Genomic DNA, 16,304 nt, shown 5'->3' on the forward strand with positions numbered 1-16,304 from the left:
GGTGCCAGTGCCGGTGGTGCGGGAGCGTCGGGCGGCGGAGGTCTGGCAGGATGGTGCAGTGACGATTACAGCAGCGGCCGACGGTTCGGCTTTAGGAAATCCCGGCCCGGCCGGATGGGCCTGGTACGTGAACGACGACTGCTGGCGTGCCGGCGGGTGGCCGCACGGGACCAACAACCAGGGGGAGCTGATGGCCGTCCTGGACCTCTTCCGGGCCACGGCGCACCTTCCGGGCGAGGACCTGCACATTCTGTGCGACAGCCAGTACGTCATCAACTCGGTGACCAAGTGGATGCCCGGCTGGAAGCGTAAAGGCTGGCGGAAGTCCGACGGCAAGCCGGTGCTCAACGTTGAGCTGCTCAAGGAGATCGATCAGGCGCTCACCGGACGCAAGTACACCTTCGAATGGGTCCGCGGACACGCCGGCCACGACCTCAACGAGGCGGCGGATGACCGCGCCAGGGCCGCCGCCACCGCCTACCAGCAGGGCGTCGCGGCCCGGCAGGGCCCCGGCTTCGTCCGAGCCGGAGACGTTGCCGCCGCCGGCGTGCAGACTGCCCCCGCCGCGCAGCAGGCTTCGGCCGCGCCGGCCCCGGCCTCAGCCCCGGCGCAGTCCCGGCAGGCATCGTCCGCTCACGCCGGAACGCGGGAACTGATCGCTGAGCCGACGCTGTTCGGCGAATCCAGCCTTTTCGCTGAGCCGGATCTCTTCAGCGAACTGGAGGAGGAATCCCGCGTTGCGGCGGCCGGCCCGGAGCAGAGCCCGGAGGCAATCGTCGAGGCGCTGGAGCGAGAGCTGCTGCTCCCCGAGACGCGCTCGGATCTGGGGCGCACAGGAGTGCTGCTGCACCCGGACTTTACCGAGATCGGCAGTTCCGGACGGCTCTGGACCCGCGACGAGACGATGATGGCCCTCGAGGATGATCCCGGTGTGCCCGCCGAGCTGGAGCTTCTGGCCGCGGACCGCCTCAGTGAGGCCGCCGTGCTGCTCACCTACCGCAGCCACACCCGCACGGGGACGGCGTTGCGCAGCTCCCTGTGGGTCCTGGACGGCGCGCAATGGCGGCTCCGCTTCCACCAGGGCACTCCCGAGGCCTAGGGGGCACACAGGGCCGCGGGCGGGCCTCCGCCGCTAGCTGAACCGCTGGGCGTTGCTCAGCTCGGCCTGGGCGTAGCTGGCCGCGGCGGATTTGAGCGCGAGATTGATCGAAGCCAGGGAGGCCTCGACCTTGCCCTGGGTCAGGGTCCATTCTGCGAGCAGGGCCTGGAAATTGGTGGCGGCCGACCCGCGCCAGCTCGCCTGCAGTTCGTCCAGCCCGTGCCTCATGGCCTGCACGTCGGCGCTGATTCTTTCCACCGTGGCCTGGACGTTGGCGGACTTGAGCTGGAGCAGTTCGGTATCGACGGAAATGATGCTCACGGGAGGGCCTTTCACGGGTGCCGGGGATGAGGATGTCCGGATTTTCCGGACACTGTCAGCCTAGGAAGGCGCTGCGGCCTGCCCCAGCGGAGAAGCCCCCTATGTGGAAAACCCGCCGCACGGAAAGGGTTACCCGCGCGCCGCGCCGCCCGACCCCTGGCCAGGCTCCACGCCCGCATTAGCGCCGGACTCAGCGCCGGACTCAGCGTCCGGCTCAGCGCCTTTCAGCTCCGCTTCTGCTGTCTCGGCCTCCGGCGGCTCCGCTTCGGCCAGGAACGGGAGGCTGACCACCAGGGTGGCGCCGCCGCCCTCGGTCGGCTGGACACGGACCGAGCCCGAGTGCGAGCCGACGATGGCCGCCACGATTGCCAGTCCGAGGCCGCTGCCGCCGGTCTCCCTGGTCCGGGAAGTGTCCGCACGGTAAAAGCGTTCAAAGATCCGGGCCGCTTCGTCCTCCGAGACACCCGGCCCGTGGTCACGGACTTCGATCACGGAGCGGCGCGTCCCGTCGGCGTCGGACCGCACCCCCACGGCGAGCTCGATCGGGGTGCCATCCGGGGTGTAGCGCAGGGCGTTGCCCACGAGGTTGCCGACCACCTGGCGCAGCTTCGCCTCGTCGCCCATCACCGGGGCCGACGCCCCCGCGCCGCCGTCGAGGCCCCGGAGCGAGATCACCCGGCTGCGGTCGCTGGCCTGGGTGTCAACCACGGCGTCATGGGCCAGCAGCAGCAGGTCCACCGGCTTCTGCTGCAGCGGGCGCTGTTCGTCGATCCGGGCCAGCAGCAGCAGGTCTTCCACCATCGCACCCATCCGCTTGGCCTCGCTCTCGATCCGGCCCATCGCGGTGGCGACGTCCTCCGGCGTGGCCAGGGCGCCGTGCCGGTACAGCTCCGAGAAGCCGCGGATTGTGACCAGCGGGGTGCGCAGTTCGTGGGACGCGTCGGCGGCGAAGCGGCGCATCCTCTCCTCGGAGGCCATCCTGGCGGCAAAGGCCGACTCGATATGCGCCAGCATGGCGTTGAGGGACCGGCTGAGCCGGCCGACCTCGGTGTCGGGGTTCTCGACTTCCACGCGCCGCGAGAGGTCGCCCGCGGCGATGGCGGCCGCGGTCTTTTCCACCCGCGCCAGCGGCCGGAAGGACCGGGTGACGGTCCAGGTGGCAATGAAGAAGGCCAGCACCAGGGTCAGCAGCCCGACGCCGACCACCACGAGCGCGGCGTGCTCCATCACCGAATCCACCGGATACAGCGGCAGTCCGATCACGACGACGGCGGCGCGCTGGTTGCCGTCCAGCACGTTGACGGCCACCACCCGCCAGTTCCGCCCGTCGGTGCCGCGGACCTGGAACGGAACCTCGCCGCGGTCGTGGGCCTCCTGCGGCGCGATGCTGCTGATGGCCGGCCGTGAGCCCTTGCTGCCGCCGAACACGTAGGCGGACTGGCCCGGGCTGAAAAGCATCAGCGAATAGTCGGTGGGGACGTTCGGGTTCTGGTCCTGCAGCTGGCTGAAGGATTGCTGCTGCCGGGCCGATCCCACGGCGGCCTTGAGCTTGTCATCGACCTGGCCCTGCAGATAGCTGTGCAGCAGGGCAAGCGTGCCCGCGCCCGTGGCGGTGAGGGCCACGAGCATCAGGGCCATCATGATGGCGACCAGCTGCGACCGCAGCGATGCCGCCTTCCATCGGTGCAGCAAGGTCAGCGCTTCTCAGCCGTCCGGAGCACGTAGCCGACGCCCCGCTTCGTCTGGATCAGGGCCGGCGCCGCGGGGTCGATGTCCACCTTGCGCCGGAGGTAGGAGATGTAGGACTCCACGATCGAGGCGTCGCCGTTGAAGTCGTACTCCCAGACGTGGTCCAGGATCTGGGCCTTGGAGAGCACCCGGTTCGGGTTGAGCATGAGGTAGCGCAGCAGCTTGAACTCGGTGGGGGACAACTCGATCACTGTGCCGCCGCGGCGCACCTCATGGGCGTCGTCGTCGAGCTCAAGATCGTCGACCCGGATGACGGCGTCGTCGTCCTGCAGCGGCTGGGTGCGGCGCAGCACGGCGCGGATGCGGGCCACCACCTCGTCGAGGCTGAACGGTTTGGTGACGTAGTCGTCGCCGCCGACGGTAAGGCCGGTGACCTTGTCCTCGGTGTCGTCCTTGGCGGTCAGGAACAGCACCGGGAAATGCTTGCCCGCGGCGCGCAGCCGGCGGGTGACGGTGAACCCGTCCATGTCCGGCAGCATCACGTCGAGGACGGCGAGGTCCGGGGAGTGGAGCTCCGCGGCGGCGAGGGCATCGCGGCCGGTACCTGCGGAGACGACTTCGAACCCGGCGAAGCGCAGCGAGGTAGAAAGCAGCTCGCGGATGTTGGGTTCATCATCGACGACGAGCAGCTTGGCTTCGGGACCGTTCTTTTTCATGGTTCCCATGATGCTCCCAGACTCTGTGAGTTTTCTGAAAGGCGGATGTGTGTTGAATGGGCGTCTGCTAGTTGCCTGCGCCGACGTCCTTGGCGTCCATGATCCGGTAGGCGTAGCCCTGCTCGGCCAGGAAGCGCTGGCGTTTCGCGGCAAAGTCCTGGTCCAGGGTGTCCCTGGCCACGAGCGAGTAGAACCGCGCGGCCCGGCCGTCCTGCTTGGGACGCAGCAGGCGTCCCAGCCGCTGCGCCTCCTCCTGGCGTGAGCCGAAGGAACCGGAAACCTGGATCGCCACCGAGGCCTCCGGCAAGTCGATGGAGAAGTTGGCGACCTTGGACACCACAAGGGTCTGGACCTCCCCGGCGCGGAATGCGTCGAAGAGCCGCTGGCGCTCCTTGACCGAGGTGTCGCCCTTGATCACCGGCGCCTGCAGGCGCTCGCCGATCTCGTCCAGCTGGTCGATGTACTGCCCGATCACGAGCAGCTGCTCGCCGGCGTGTTCCGCCACAAGCCGCTCCACGATCCCGGTCTTGGTCTCGGACGTCGCGCAGAGCCGGTACTTGTCGGCGTCCTCGGCCATGGCATAGGCCACCCGTTCGTCCCGGGGGAGGTCGACCCGGACCTCAACGCAGTCCGCAGGGGCGATGTAGCCCTGCGCCTCGATGTCCTTCCACGGGGCGTCGTAGCGCTTGGGTCCGATCAGGCTGAACACCTCTCCCTCGCGGCCGTCCTCGCGGACCAGGGTGGCGGTCAACCCGAGGCGGCGGCGCGCCTGCAGGTCCGCGGTCATCCGGAAGATCGGCGCCGGGAGCAGGTGGACCTCGTCGTAGATGATGAGGCCCCAGTCGTTGCCGTCGACCAGTTCCAGGTGCGGGTACAGCCCGCCGCGCTTGGTGGTGAGCACTTGGTACGTGGCGATCGTGACGGGGCGGACTTCCTTGACGGAACCGGAGTATTCGCCGATCTCCTCCTCGGTGAGCGAGGTCCGCTTGAGCAGCTCGTCCTTCCACTGCCGCGCGGACACCGTGTTGGTCACCAGGATCAGCGTGGTGGTGGAACTCGTGGCCATCGCGGCGGCACCCACCAGGGTCTTGCCGGCCCCGCAGGGAAGCACGACGACGCCGCTGCCGCCGGCCCAGAAGTTCTCCGTGGCCAGTTGCTGGTACGGGCGGAGCTTCCAGCCGGTTTCGTTGAGCATGATGGGGTGCGGCGTGCCGTCCACGTAGCCGGCGAAGTCCTCCGCAGGCCAGCCGATCTTCAGCAGCAGCTGCTTGAGCTGGCCGCGCTGGGAGGAGTGCACCACCACGGTCTCGGCATCGATCCGCGGCCCCAACAACGGAGCGATCTTCTTGGCGCGGCTGACTTCTTCGAGGACCGGATAGTCGGAGGTGCGCATCACGAGGCCGTGCTGCGGATCCTTCTCCAGCCGCAGCCGGCCGTAACGGGACATGGTCTCTTCGATGTCAATCAGCAGCGAGTGCGGCACCGGGAACCGGGAGTACTTGAGCAGCGTATCCAAGACCTGTTCGGCGTCCAGCCCGGCGGCCCGGGCGTTCCAAAGTCCCAGCGGCGTGAGGCGGTAGCTGTGGACATGCTCGGGGGCGCGCTCCAGCTCGGCGAAGGCCGCGATTGCATGGCGCGCCTCGGTGGCCTGTTCGTGGTCCACTTCCAGCAGGATGGTCTTGTCACTCTGGACGATCAGCGGTCCGTCATTCACTGGAGCAATTCCTCTGTGGTTTCAACATCAATGATCCGGTGGATGGACAGGACACGTTCGGTTTCCTTGGCCGGATCGAACACGCGCACACGCCCGCCATTCACTGCTACCGGAACAACGGTTTCGCGGGTGGCATTCCCCAGGCTGTCCACGATGTTCATCACCACCCGCTGCTTGAGCCGGATGGCCTTCTGCAGGGTCTCCAGGCCCAGTTGCGTCGCGGCCTCGCCGCCGCCCGCCCCGGCCCCGCGGCTTCCGGGGGCGGCGGCATCGGAGAAGGAGGAAGGCGAACCGCCGTCGCGCAGCACCGCGAGCTGGGCGTCGACGTCGGCGTCCGCCGGAGCGGTGCGCGGGGCGGTGTAGACCGGCCGGACGCTGCCTGGCGCCGCGGTGCTGCGGCGCAGCCGGACGGTGGCCGAACCGGTTTCCTCCACCGCGGGGGACAGGCCCAGCCCGCGCAGCAGCTGGGCGGCTTCCCGGGGTGCGGCGTGCGAGACCAGCACGGTCGGGGCGATCCGGACCAGGCCCAGCCCGGACGCCGCGGGGGTGTTGAGCAGCTCCAGCAGGGCTGTTTCATCCTCGCTCTGGATGAAGCTGGCGGCCGGGCCCACCCGGAGCCGGGCGTGGCGCGCGGCGGTGTCCTCGATGAGGTACTGCAGCGGCTGGGGCACGGCGGTGGCCGAGTGCTCGCGCAGGAAGTCCATCAGTGCCCCGGCGTCCTGCCCGGCGTCCAGGGCGCGCCGGACGGACGCCACGGAAAAGCGGTAGATGGTGGCAGGCCCCTGGCCCTCCGCGTCGGCCATGGTCAGGAGTTTCTCGCTCAGTTCCGGGTCCAGGTAGCCGGGGGCGACGGCGGTCAGGTCCGCCTGGAGCAGCACGTGGTTCAGCGCAGCCGGCAGGTGCTCGCCGAGGATGGCCAGGGCTTCGTCGGGCTGTTCGACGGCGATCGCCGCCCCGATCTGGCTGAGGGCGCCCGAGCCGACCAGGCCCAGCATTTCGGCTTCGGCGAGGACGCCCTGGATGAGCGAACTGAAGCGCCGCGCCATCCGCGGCTGCGACCAGTCGGCCCGTTCCAACACGGCGGCGGCGTCCAGCACCGGCGCCTCCCCGTCGGCCGCGGCCGCCTCCTGGGTGAGTTCGTTGAGGATTTCCAGGATCCGTTTCCGGACCACGGGGGCGTCCGGCCGCTGCGCCTCCGCGGAGAGGGCATTGATGGCGCTGCCGGCGGTGCCGCGGTGCGCCTGCGCGGTGGCGACGCCGCTGACCGGCTGTCCGACCAGCGACGGGACCCGTTCGCTGGCAAGCCAGGCGTTGACCAGCCACAGCCACTGCTCCTGCCGGGGCAGCGTCAGCCATTCCAGCTGCGGCGCCTGGATCCAGGCGGAGCTGTCCACGTCCAGGCGGAGCAGCCCGGAGAGGGCGCACAGCTCGGCGAGGACGCCGGCCTCATGCAGCCCGATTCGGAGGGCGTCGGCGAGGCGCTTCATTTCCCGGATGCCCACACCGCCGCTGCGCAACGTGGCGAGCGGCTGCTCGCGCACGGCGTACAGCAGTTCGCCGGTCAGCCGCAGGGTTTCGGCGATGGCGCCGAGCGCGGCATTGCGGCGCAGCGAAGCGCTGGTCTGTCCCAGTCTCGGCACCGGCGGGCTGAGCGCGAAGTGCTCAATGACGAAGCCCCCCCGGAGCGAGACGCCCACGCTGTGCGGGAGCTCCACGTGGGCGGCGTCCAGCGGCACCAGCAGCCCGCGGGCCAGCAGCCAGTCGACGGGCCCGACGTCGGAGCCCTCGTTCAGCACGGACGCGCGGCGCTGCGCCTGGGGCACCGCGCCCATGGCCCAGTTTCCGAAGCGGGCGAGGAGCGCGGTCGTGCGCTCAGGTGCGGTGGCCAGGATCGCTTGCAGGGCCTCCGGCGACGCGGTCCAGTGCTGCAGCGACAGCGCCGCCTCCATCGGGGTGCTGGCGGGGGCGATGTCGGCGCCGGTGTGGTGGAGCTCGCCGACCAGCTGCACCACACGCTGCGCGAAGGCGGGCTGGAGCCGGACGAGCTCCGTGTAGCTGCGTCCCAGTCCCGCCGGGTAGATGCCGATGACGTCCTTGAGGCTGCCGACCGGGAGGTAATGGCGCTGCCGGGCCGTGGCCTGGCTGGCGCCGTGCGGGGGGTCGGCCCGGTGCACAAGCGCCAGTTCCTGCAGGGAGTGCAGCAGCCGGTCCAGCGCGGCGACGGAAGAGCCGTTGATCAGGCGCTTGAGCGTCGCGGCGGACGCGCTGTGTCCGGTGTCCGTGTTGGTGCACAGGTGCAGGGTTTCGAGCACCTGCATTTGCGGACGGTTCAGCCGTTCCAGCGCCCGTTGCACACTGACCCGGCCGCTGGCCCGGGCGGCGAGGGCGGAGAAATCCGGCACCGGCGGGGAAATCAGGTCCGGCCGCGCGGAGAACAGGGCCCGCAACGAGTCGTCGCTGCGGGACTGCAGTTCCTTGCTGAGCGCGCGGATGAGGGACATCAGTCCAACGCTACCTTCCGCCGTGCCCGGGTGTCCGGCGCCGGGCAGCGACGGCGTCGACCACCAGGGCGAGCATGAGCAGGAACGCCACGGGCAGCCCGTAGAGCGCGGTCGACGTGACCCAGGCCGGCGCCACCGTGTTGTTGAAGGCCATGACCATGACGGCTCCGACGGCGGCCAGCGAGAGCGCGGCAACGGTGGCCGCAAGAATCAAGAGGGGCCGCCGGAAGCGCTGTGGTGTCATGGAGGCAACGCTAACAGCCCGGCTTCGCCCGCGCCTCAAGCCGTCAAAGTGGCCAAGGCAGGATAACCTTGGAGGAACAGACCAACACGGTCCGGGCAGTCACACCCTGAACCCGCATATCCATGCGGATGCGGTGACCGCCGGCCGCGTCCCCGCAGAACGAAGAAGGTTGATTACGTGCCTACCGGCAAGGTCAAGTGGTATGACAAGGAAAAGGGCTTCGGATTCCTCGCAGGCGAAGACGGCCAGGAGGTCTTCCTGCCCAAGTCGGCGCTGCCCGAGGGCGTAACCGAGCTCAAAGCCGGAACCCGGGTGGAATTCGGCGTCGCCGACGGCCGCAAGGGAGCCCAGGCCCTGGGCCTGCGGGTGCTGGACAAGACCCCGTCGATCGCCAAGGCCAAGCGACCCAGCGCCAAGGACCTCGCACCGCTGGTGCAGGATCTCGTCAGCGTGCTGGACAACCTCTCGGGAACGCTGTCCGCGGGCAAGTACCCGGAAGGCAACAAGGCCAAGGCGATCGCCGTCGCGCTTCGTAAGGTCGCCGACGAGCTGGACGCGTAAGGCTCTGCGATGACAACGGAACCTGAACAGAACGCCGCCGCGGCGGCCGGTGCGGCCGCCAAGGCCGCCGGCGCCAAAGCAGGATCCAAGCCGCGCTACGGCGTGCCCGTGTGGCGCGTCGGCAAGCCCGACGCCTTCCTGGCCGCGTCCGTCGATGTGGCCCGTGCCGCCGTGGAAGGCATCGCGCCGGCAGAGCAGATCGGCCGGCACCTGGGCGCGAAGAGCGAAGGCGACCGCCTGGTCACGCACCTCTTCGAGTCCAAGCTGCCCGGCTACGGCGGTTGGCAGTGGTACGCGGTGCTGACCCGCAATTCGCGCTCCAAGACCGTGACGGTGGATGAGCTGGGCCTGCTGCCCTCCGAGGATTCCATCCTGGCCCCGGAGTGGGTTCCGTGGGCCGAACGCGTGCGCCCGGAAGATGCGCAGCAGGACGAGGCCGCCGAAGCTCCCGCCGCCGCGGCTGCGTCGGATGAGACCGCCGACGACGGTGCCGCGGAGGCGCAGGCAGAGCCTGCCGAAGCAGGAACCGACGCTGGAGCGGTCCAGGACGAGTCCGCCGTCGAGGTCGACTAACGGTTTGGGGCCGTTCGGGAGCGTGCAGCGGAAGGTCGGGACATGAGGTCCACCTTCAAATCGCTGCACATCCTGAACTACCGGATCTGGTTCATCGGCGCCCTGATCTCCAATATCGGGACCTGGATGCAGCGCACCGCGCAGGACTGGCTGGTCTTTGACCATCTGAGTGCCCAGGACGCCGGCGCCATGGGCATCACGATGGCCCTGCAGCTGGGACCACAGCTCTTCCTCGCCCCCGTCGCCGGGCTGGTCGCCGACCGCTTCAACCGCAAGCAGCTGCTGGTCCTGACACAGTCCTCCATGGCCGTGTTGAGCGCAGCGCTCGGTGCCCTGGTGCTGTCCGGGGCCGCGCAGCTCTGGCACGTCTACATATTCGCCCTGCTGCTGGGCGTGGTCTCCGCCCTGGACGCCCCGGTGCGCCAGACCTTTGTCTCCGAACTGGTGCGCGACGACTACCTGCCCAACGCCGTTGCCCTCAACAGCGCCTCGTTCAACGTGGCCCGGATGATCGGCCCGGCCGTCGCCGGCCTGCTCACCGTGGCCATCGGGCCCGGCTGGGTCTTCCTGGTCAACACCGTCACGTTCCTGGCGCTGCTCCTGAGCCTGGCCAAAATCCCCGCCGCCTCGCTGCGCCAGCTGCCCCGGGCGCCGGCCGGGAAGGGCCGGATCCGCGAGGGCCTGCGCTACGTGCGTTTCCGGCCGGACATTGTGATGGTGCTGGTGGCGGTGTTCATCGTGGGAACCCTGGGGCTGAACTTCGTCCTCTTTATCGCTGCCATGGTCGGCACCGAATTCGGCCTCGATGCCGGCGCCTTCGGCCTGATGAACTCGATCATGGCGATCGGTTCAGTCGCCGGAGCGCTGCTCTCGGCCGGGCGGGGCCGGCCGCGCATGCGCGTGATCTTCGGCGCGGCCGGCGCCTTCGGCCTGACCTCCGGCCTCGCCGCGCTGGCGCCGGACTACTTCTGGTTCGGCGTCGCGCTGGTGCCGGTCGGCCTCTTCGCGATCACCATGATGACCAGCGCCAACGGTTACGTCCAGACCACCACGGACCCGGTGATGCGCGGCCGCGTGATGGCCTTGTATATGGCGATCTTCATGGGCGGCACCCCGATCGGCGCACCGCTGGTCGGCTGGGTGGCGAACGTCGCCGGCGCGCGCTGGTCCATGGGGGTGGCGGCGGCCTCCGGGCTGATCGCGGCACTGATCGGCATACTCTGGATTGTCCGGGCCAAGCAGCTGCGGATCGCCTTCAACCGGCGTGCGCGGGGCCTGCGGTATTTCCGGGTCGTCCCCGGCAGCTCTGTGACCGGCGGCTCGGCGACCGGCGGCTCGGCGACCGGCGGCGCCGCCCGGGAGGAAGACCCGGACGACGCCGTCGACCGCTGACGCGTCCCGGAAGGGACGCCGCGGTGGCTACTTCTTGAGCTCGCCGACGACGAAGTCGATGCACTCGAGCAGTGCGGAGACGTCGTCGGGTTCGATCGCCACGAAGGTGGCGATGCGCAGCTGGTTCCGTCCCAGCTTGCGGTACGGCTCGGTATCCACGATCCCGTTGGCGCGCAGGACCTTGGCGATGGCGGAGGCGTCGATCGAGTCGTCGAAGTCGATGGTCGCAATCACGTTGGACCGGTCCTCGGCCCTGGCTACGAACGGCGTGGCGGAGGCGGAGGCCTCGGCCCAGCGGTAGATGCGTCCGGCCGAGTCGGCGGTGCGGGCGGCGGCGAAGTCGAGGCCGCCGTTGGCGTTGAGCCACTGCACCTGCGCGTCCAGGGTCACGAGGGTGGCCAGCGCCGGAGTGTTGTAGGTCTGGTTCAGCCGCGAGTTGTCGATCGCGGTCTGGAGGTCCAGGAAGTCCGGGATCCAGCGGCCGCCGGCCTTGATCCGGGCCGCGCGCTCCAAAGCCGCCGGGGAGAACAGTCCAAGCCAGAGGCCGCCGTCGGAGGCGAAGTTCTTCTGCGGGGCAAAGTAGTAGACGTCGGCCTCGGCGACGTCCACGTCCAGGCCGCCGGCCGCGGAGGTGGCATCCACCAGCACGAGGGAGCCTGCATCGGCGCCGGCCACGCGCTTGACCGGCGCGGCGACACCGGTGGAGGTCTCATTCTGCGGCCACGCGTAGGCATCGACGCCGGCCTCGGCCCGCGCCTCGGGTCGGGTGCCGGGCTCGGATTTGATGATCGAGGACTCGGCCAGGAACGGTGCCTTGTTGGTGGCCGCGGCGAACTTCGAGCCGAATTCGCCGAAAGACAGGTGCTGCGCCTTGTTTTCCACGAGGCCGAAGCTGGCAATGTCCCAGAACGCCGTGGACCCGCCGACGCCGAGGATGACCTCGTAGCCCTCCGGGGCGCGGAAGAAGTCGCTCAGTCCGCTCCGGACCGATCCCACGAGGTTCTTGACCGGGGCCTGGCGGTGCGAGGTCCCCAGCAGCGTCGCCGCCGCCGCAGACAGGGCCTCCATCTGCTCCGGCCGGACCTTCGACGGGCCGGCGCCAAACCGGCCGTCCTTGGGCAGGAGGTTCGCGGGGATGGTGATGCTGGTGTCGCTCACAGGGGCTCCAATTTTCGGCTGGGTGTGTGGCGTGGCTTGGACGGGCTCTGCCGGGCGTGACCGGGACCCGCTATTTATTCTGCCCGACGGCCCCACGCGGGTGGGAATAAAGCCCGTCATAGTCCGGTCATTGAGACGGCGGCCCGGCGCCGGGCGGGGCGTAGTCCACAGGTCCGCGCGGCAGCCCACAGATTATCCGGACTAATTCAAAATAGGCTAGGCTGTGCGGTGACGTACGGCGGATCTCGCCAGGGCGCAACCCGCACGCTGTACGGTGGGAATGACGCAAGGACGGCGCTCGAGGAGCTGAGCTGAATGACGGATCTGATCGATACCACCGAGATGTATCTCCGGACCATCCTGGAACTTGAAGAAGAGAACATCATCGCCCTCCGCGCCCGCATCGCCGAGCGGCTCCGTCACTCCGGCCCCACCGTTTCCCAGACCGTCGGCCGCATGGAGCGCGACGGCCTCGTGGTTGTCTCCGGCGACCGGCACCTTGAACTGACCGAAACGGGCCGGAAGCGCGCCATCGAGGTCATGCGCAAGCACCGCCTGGCCGAACGGCTGCTTGCCGACGTGATCGGGCTCGACTGGGCCTACGTCCATGAGGAAGCGTGCCGCTGGGAGCACGTGATGAGCGAACGGGTCGAGCGCCGCATTTTCGAAATGCTGGACCACCCGACCGTGTCCCCCTACGGGAACCCGATTCCCGGACTCGCCGAACTGGGCGGGCTTCCGACGCCGGACCGCGGCGCCGTGGTCAACCTGCTTGACGCCATGGCCGGCTACGGCGCCGACTCGCGGATCACCGTGAGCCGGCTGGCCGAGCCGATCCAGGTCGAGCCGGAGCTGCTGGTCCAGCTGGACGAGGGCGGAATCCGTCCGGGCGCCAGGGTGTCGCTGGAGCGGGTGGGGGAGTACATCTCGGTCCGGGTCCCCGACATTGAAGGCGCCCTCGAGCTGCCTCCCGAGGTCGCCGCCCATGTGTTCGTTACGCTCGGGTAACCCGGCGTCAAAATCCTTCCGCCGGACAGCAGGTAAGTTGTGCACAGGCGAGATAACGGAATTATTACCGCCTGCCTTAATCCCCTATAGTTGATGACTAGCACTGATACTAAAGCGTTATCTGATCCGGAGCCGAGCTCTGCCAGCGGATCAGCCGGCGATTCACCTTCTGGCAGAGGCGGGGGAACCACAACCGGCTGTTGATTCAACAGCCTTGGGGTGAAGTCCGCTAGCGGCAAGCAATTCAAACTGGGACCTCCGTGGATGCCCCTGCGTCTGGATGCTTGCACCGGCGGACCGGGTCTTTGATCTCTCTGACCCGAATCCGACAGCTAACTTCGCAGGCTATCCAGAGAGGAACCGTTCTTGACCACCCAGACCGTCAGGGGCCGCCGTCGTGCGACCGGTCCCGCTCCGGAGCCACGCCCGGCCGCCGTCGTCCTCGACGAGCGCCCGCGTGACGCGCACCGCGAAGCGCGCCGCGGCCGGCGCAGCGCGTTCCGTCAGGTAACAGACTTCGCCGCTGTCAGCGGCGTGGGGCAGAAGGCAGGCATTGCCCTGGCCGCCACGGGTTTGGTCCTCACCGTTACAGTTCCGGCCACCGGCCCCGTGATGGCCACCGATGCGGCCAGGTCCGGTTCGGTTTCCGCGGCGGCCCAGCCCGAGGTCAAGGCCCCGGCCGCCGAGATCAACTTCAACCGCACGGCCGTCACCACCAAGGGTGACCCGGACAGCAAGCTCAAGCAGTTGCTGAGCGCGCAGTCCGTCGGCAGCATCACCCGGGCAGCCTCCGCGGGCAGCCTCGGGGCGCCGCTGGATTCCATGGTCACGGCCTCGCCGTTCGGCTACCGGGTCAGTCCCATCACGGGAGCCGTCGGGGAATTCCACCGGGGCCAGGACTACGCGGCCCAGTGCGGCACTCCTGTACATGCCGCCGCGAGCGGCACCGTAACCTTTTCCGGCTGGCACCCCTACGGGGGCGGCAACCGGGTCGTGATCGACCATGGCAACGGCCTGGAGACCACGTACAACCACTTGTCGTCCTCCGACGTCCACGTGGGCCAGCAGGTCTCACGTGGCGATGTGGTGGCGATGAGCGGGACCACCGGCGCCTCCACCGGCTGCCACCTCCACTTCGAGGTGATGGTCAACGGGGAAGTTGTTGACCCGCTCGGCTGGCTTTAGCCAAGCCGAGGGACCACTCGCATTTCTGTGACACGCCGTGATCTGAATGTGACATTGAGTCCCAACTGCTGTACCGTATGAAGCACGCCAACTTCTCCGAAGTTGGCGCTCTTGAGTGGATTGCCTAACTCTGCCACCGCTCAAGGTCCGTTCGCATGACATCGTCTGGCAGGGGCGGGGGAACCAATTTTGGTCTTCGCAAGAAGACCTTGGGGTTAAGTCGCAAAGCTTCCCAGGAAGCAGCGCGGCCGGGTGACTCCCATCCGAATCCGACAGCTCACCTCGTAGGCATTGGGAGAGGCTACTTTCGTGTCTTCACGCCACAATGCTGCGCGTTCTCGCGCTGGCGAGGCTCAGTTGAGCCCGCTGAATTCCATGCTCCGTGCCGCCCTTGCCGGCGCCCGGACTGGATCACACAACGCAGTTCCCGCTTTTGGCGCGTCTTCGCAGTACACCCTTCGCTAAGAAACCCGTTTCGGGGCGATCCGGCGTACCCCCAAGATGCCGGAGCGTCCTCAGTCCCGCCTGCAAGCAGCGCGGACCCAAGGATCACGAAAGAGAGAACTGAATGACTACTCGTGCAACCATTGCACGCCACCGCGCGGAGGTCACCAAGACCAACTCGCTGGCTGTCATTGCTAAGGCCGTCGGCGACAACGCCGGTGGTATGGGTCGCCAGGCCGCGGTTATCGCTGCAGCCTCCGGCCTGGTCCTGACCAGCGGTATCGCAGCCAACGCTGCCGAGACCAACGTTCAGCGTGAATCGACTTCCGCTTCGGCCATGGAAGTACAGTCCAACGCACCGGCCACGATCTCCGCGGCCTCCAGCATCGCGATCTCCTACGAGAAGCCTGCTGTCACCACCGCGCCGGCTCCGGTTGTCGAGGCGGCCAAGCCCGTCGTCAACGTCCAGGAAGCGGACACCGCCGTCACCGGTACCGGAACTGGTACCGGCACCGCGGTCACCGCATCGCTGGCCACCAAGGCTCCGGCCGCCGTCAGCGGCATGGGCGCTTCGATCGCCGCTGCTGCCTACGCACAGATCGGTGTCTCCCAGGACTGCACCATGCTGGCCACCAACGCGCTGGCCGCAGTCGGCGTCCACTACCACGGCTGGCCGGCGGGTTACCTGTCCCTGGGCCGCACCGTGAGCGCCGCCGAGGCCCAGCCGGGCGACCTCGCCTACTACCAGAACGGCGGCATGGGCATGGCCCACATCGCCGTTTACGTCGGCAACGGCATGGCCGTCCATGGCGGTTGGAACGGCGGCACCACCGCGCTGTACAGCGTCAACGTGGGCTCCGGCCCGGTCTTCATCCGCGTCGGCGGCTAGGACTTAGGCGCGTCTAACGCCTGAAGCTTTGTGAAGGACCCCTGCCCTCGCGGCAGGGGTCCTTTGCAGTTTGCGGCTCGTTCGCGCCCGACCGCCGAGGCGCGGCCAGGAAGCCCGGGGAAAGAAAAATTCGGCAATCCGGGCGTTCGGTGTTTACTCTTGTGGTGTCGATCCATAGCCCGACCATGCACAGGGCAGCCGGCCCTCGTGCCCCTGGCGGGTGCGGCCGTGAAGAGGTATGCGGATGCGCACTCTCGTTCTGAATGCTGGATATGAACCGCTGGCGGTAGTCACCTTCCGCCGGGCGCTGGTGCTTGTACTGACCGGGAAGGCCAGCGTGGTGGCCGAGGGGGATGACCCCGTGGTGGGCCCGCAGGATATCCTCGGCCGACCGACGGTGATCCTGCTTAACCGGTACATCAGGCCGCGCTACAACACCCTGACGGCCGTGAGCCGCAGGGGAGTGCTCCGCAGGGACAACCACCGTTGCGCCTACTGCGGCAAGGCTGCCCACACCATCGACCATGTCCACCCCAAGTCGCGGGGCGGGGCGGATTCCTGGGAGAACCTGGTGGCGGCCTGCCTGCGCTGCAACAACGCCAAGGGAGACCACACGCCCGCCGAAATGGGCTGGAAACTGGGCTTCGTTCCCGGGCCGCCGAAGGGCACGATCTGGCAGATCAAGGAACTGGAGAAGCCGACGCCCGCCTGGGATCCGTTCCTGCTCCCCGAAAAGGCGCACTAGGCAGGCGCACCGGGCAGGCGCACTGAGCAGGCGCACCGGCGTCGCGGGCTGACCCGGCCGCGGTG

Annotated in this window: 15 protein-coding genes and 2 riboswitches; of the genes, 8 read left to right on the forward strand and 7 right to left on the reverse strand. The window is 68.6% G+C overall.

Going from position 1 to position 16,304, the window contains the following annotated elements; all coding sequences use genetic code 11:
- Window positions 1-58 precede the first annotated feature (58 nt).
- The gene (locus AB4Y91_RS09600; RefSeq protein WP_441418256.1) at window positions 59-1,099 is read left to right on the forward strand and encodes an RNase H family protein; all 1,041 of its coding nucleotides are present in this window, start codon (window positions 59-61) and stop codon (window positions 1,097-1,099) included.
- Window positions 1,100-1,132: 33 nt separating this feature from the next.
- On the opposite strand, the gene AB4Y91_RS09605 is transcribed toward AB4Y91_RS09600, so the two are convergent.
- The 6 genes from AB4Y91_RS09605 to AB4Y91_RS09630 all read right to left on the reverse strand — a co-directional run bounded on the left by AB4Y91_RS09605 (window position 1,133) and on the right by AB4Y91_RS09630 (window position 8,284).
- Window positions 1,133-1,420 (reverse strand): WXG100 family type VII secretion target, encoded by a 288-nt coding sequence (locus AB4Y91_RS09605; protein WP_441418257.1) that lies wholly within the window; start codon window positions 1,418-1,420, stop codon window positions 1,133-1,135.
- 129 nt (window positions 1,421-1,549) lie between these two features.
- Window positions 1,550-3,112 carry a sensor histidine kinase gene (locus AB4Y91_RS09610; protein ID WP_441418258.1) on the reverse strand — a complete coding sequence of 521 codons (1,563 nt, stop codon included), beginning with the start codon at window positions 3,110-3,112 and terminating at the stop codon, window positions 1,550-1,552.
- Window positions 3,113-3,114: 2 nt separating this feature from the next.
- Window positions 3,115-3,825, reverse strand: a complete 711-nt coding sequence (locus tag AB4Y91_RS09615) for a response regulator transcription factor (RefSeq protein ID WP_175322020.1) — start codon at window positions 3,823-3,825, stop codon at window positions 3,115-3,117.
- A gap of 67 nt (window positions 3,826-3,892) precedes the next feature.
- Window positions 3,893-5,539 carry a DNA repair helicase XPB gene (locus AB4Y91_RS09620; RefSeq protein WP_175322021.1) on the reverse strand — a complete coding sequence of 549 codons (1,647 nt, stop codon included), beginning with the start codon at window positions 5,537-5,539 and terminating at the stop codon, window positions 3,893-3,895.
- Window positions 5,536-8,040 (reverse strand): helicase-associated domain-containing protein, encoded by a 2,505-nt coding sequence (locus tag AB4Y91_RS09625; RefSeq protein ID WP_441418259.1) that lies wholly within the window; start codon window positions 8,038-8,040, stop codon window positions 5,536-5,538. The genes AB4Y91_RS09620 and AB4Y91_RS09625 overlap by 4 nt, the downstream gene beginning before the upstream one ends.
- Window positions 8,041-8,050: 10 nt before the next feature.
- Complete coding sequence (locus AB4Y91_RS09630) at window positions 8,051-8,284, reverse strand: hypothetical protein (protein WP_441418260.1); 234 nt, start codon at window positions 8,282-8,284, stop codon at window positions 8,051-8,053.
- A 177-nt stretch (window positions 8,285-8,461) separates the two neighbouring features.
- Between AB4Y91_RS09630 and AB4Y91_RS09635 the strand changes: the two genes are divergently transcribed.
- From AB4Y91_RS09635 to AB4Y91_RS09645, 3 genes are read left to right on the forward strand one after another with little or no spacing between them, the layout of a single operon-like run.
- The gene (locus AB4Y91_RS09635; protein WP_175322024.1) at window positions 8,462-8,845 is read left to right on the forward strand and encodes a cold shock domain-containing protein; all 384 of its coding nucleotides are present in this window, start codon (window positions 8,462-8,464) and stop codon (window positions 8,843-8,845) included.
- A gap of 9 nt (window positions 8,846-8,854) precedes the next feature.
- The gene (locus AB4Y91_RS09640) at window positions 8,855-9,418 is read left to right on the forward strand and encodes a DUF3027 domain-containing protein (RefSeq protein ID WP_441418261.1); all 564 of its coding nucleotides are present in this window, start codon (window positions 8,855-8,857) and stop codon (window positions 9,416-9,418) included.
- Window positions 9,419-9,460: 42 nt separating this feature from the next.
- The gene (locus AB4Y91_RS09645; RefSeq protein ID WP_441418262.1) at window positions 9,461-10,810 is read left to right on the forward strand and encodes an MFS transporter; all 1,350 of its coding nucleotides are present in this window, start codon (window positions 9,461-9,463) and stop codon (window positions 10,808-10,810) included.
- A gap of 27 nt (window positions 10,811-10,837) precedes the next feature.
- Here the strand turns inward: AB4Y91_RS09645 and serC are convergent, their stop codons facing one another.
- Entirely contained in the window at window positions 10,838-11,968 is a 1,131-nt protein-coding gene (gene serC, locus AB4Y91_RS09650) for a phosphoserine transaminase (protein WP_441418263.1), read from the reverse strand.
- A gap of 315 nt (window positions 11,969-12,283) precedes the next feature.
- On the opposite strand from serC, the gene AB4Y91_RS09655 reads away from it, so the two are divergent.
- The 4 genes from AB4Y91_RS09655 to AB4Y91_RS09670 all read left to right on the forward strand — a co-directional run bounded on the left by AB4Y91_RS09655 (window position 12,284) and on the right by AB4Y91_RS09670 (window position 16,239).
- Complete coding sequence (locus AB4Y91_RS09655) at window positions 12,284-12,976, forward strand: metal-dependent transcriptional regulator (RefSeq protein WP_175322028.1); 693 nt, start codon at window positions 12,284-12,286, stop codon at window positions 12,974-12,976.
- A gap of 142 nt (window positions 12,977-13,118) precedes the next feature.
- Window positions 13,119-13,338: riboswitch (cyclic di-AMP (ydaO/yuaA leader) on the forward strand.
- A 4-nt stretch (window positions 13,339-13,342) separates the two neighbouring features.
- Window positions 13,343-14,161: a M23 family metallopeptidase gene (locus AB4Y91_RS09660; protein WP_441418264.1), complete on the forward strand. Its 819-nt coding sequence runs from the start codon at window positions 13,343-13,345 to the stop codon at window positions 14,159-14,161.
- A 146-nt stretch (window positions 14,162-14,307) separates the two neighbouring features.
- Window positions 14,308-14,466, forward strand: a riboswitch (cyclic di-AMP (ydaO/yuaA leader).
- Window positions 14,467-14,729: 263 nt separating this feature from the next.
- Window positions 14,730-15,494, forward strand: a complete 765-nt coding sequence (locus tag AB4Y91_RS09665; RefSeq protein ID WP_441418265.1) for an NlpC/P60 family protein — start codon at window positions 14,730-14,732, stop codon at window positions 15,492-15,494.
- Between the two features lie 244 nt (window positions 15,495-15,738).
- Window positions 15,739-16,239, forward strand: a complete 501-nt coding sequence (locus tag AB4Y91_RS09670; protein WP_441418266.1) for an HNH endonuclease — start codon at window positions 15,739-15,741, stop codon at window positions 16,237-16,239.
- Window positions 16,240-16,304 lie beyond the last annotated feature (65 nt).

This window comes from Arthrobacter sp. YAF16 (assembly GCF_052113385.1).
In the GTDB taxonomy this organism is placed as follows: domain Bacteria; phylum Actinomycetota; class Actinomycetes; order Actinomycetales; family Micrococcaceae; genus Arthrobacter.

Bases quoted from the DNA above. Each gene is read 5' to 3' on its own strand.
- AB4Y91_RS09615 (WP_175322020.1), bottom strand. From the start codon at position 3,825: ATGAAAAAGAACGGTCCCGAAGCCAAGCTGCTCGTCGTCGATGATGAA.
- AB4Y91_RS09625 (WP_441418259.1), bottom strand. From the start codon at position 8,040: ATGTCCCTCATCCGCGCGCTCAGCAAGGAACTGCAGTCCCGCAGCGAC.
- AB4Y91_RS09630 (WP_441418260.1), bottom strand. From the start codon at position 8,284: ATGACACCACAGCGCTTCCGGCGGCCCCTCTTGATTCTTGCGGCCACC.
- AB4Y91_RS09640 (WP_441418261.1), top strand. From the start codon at position 8,855: ATGACAACGGAACCTGAACAGAACGCCGCCGCGGCGGCCGGTGCGGCC.
- AB4Y91_RS09645 (WP_441418262.1), top strand. From the start codon at position 9,461: ATGAGGTCCACCTTCAAATCGCTGCACATCCTGAACTACCGGATCTGG.
- AB4Y91_RS09655 (WP_175322028.1), top strand. From the start codon at position 12,284: ATGACGGATCTGATCGATACCACCGAGATGTATCTCCGGACCATCCTG.
- AB4Y91_RS09665 (WP_441418265.1), top strand. From the start codon at position 14,730: ATGACTACTCGTGCAACCATTGCACGCCACCGCGCGGAGGTCACCAAG.
- AB4Y91_RS09670 (WP_441418266.1), top strand. From the start codon at position 15,739: ATGCGCACTCTCGTTCTGAATGCTGGATATGAACCGCTGGCGGTAGTC.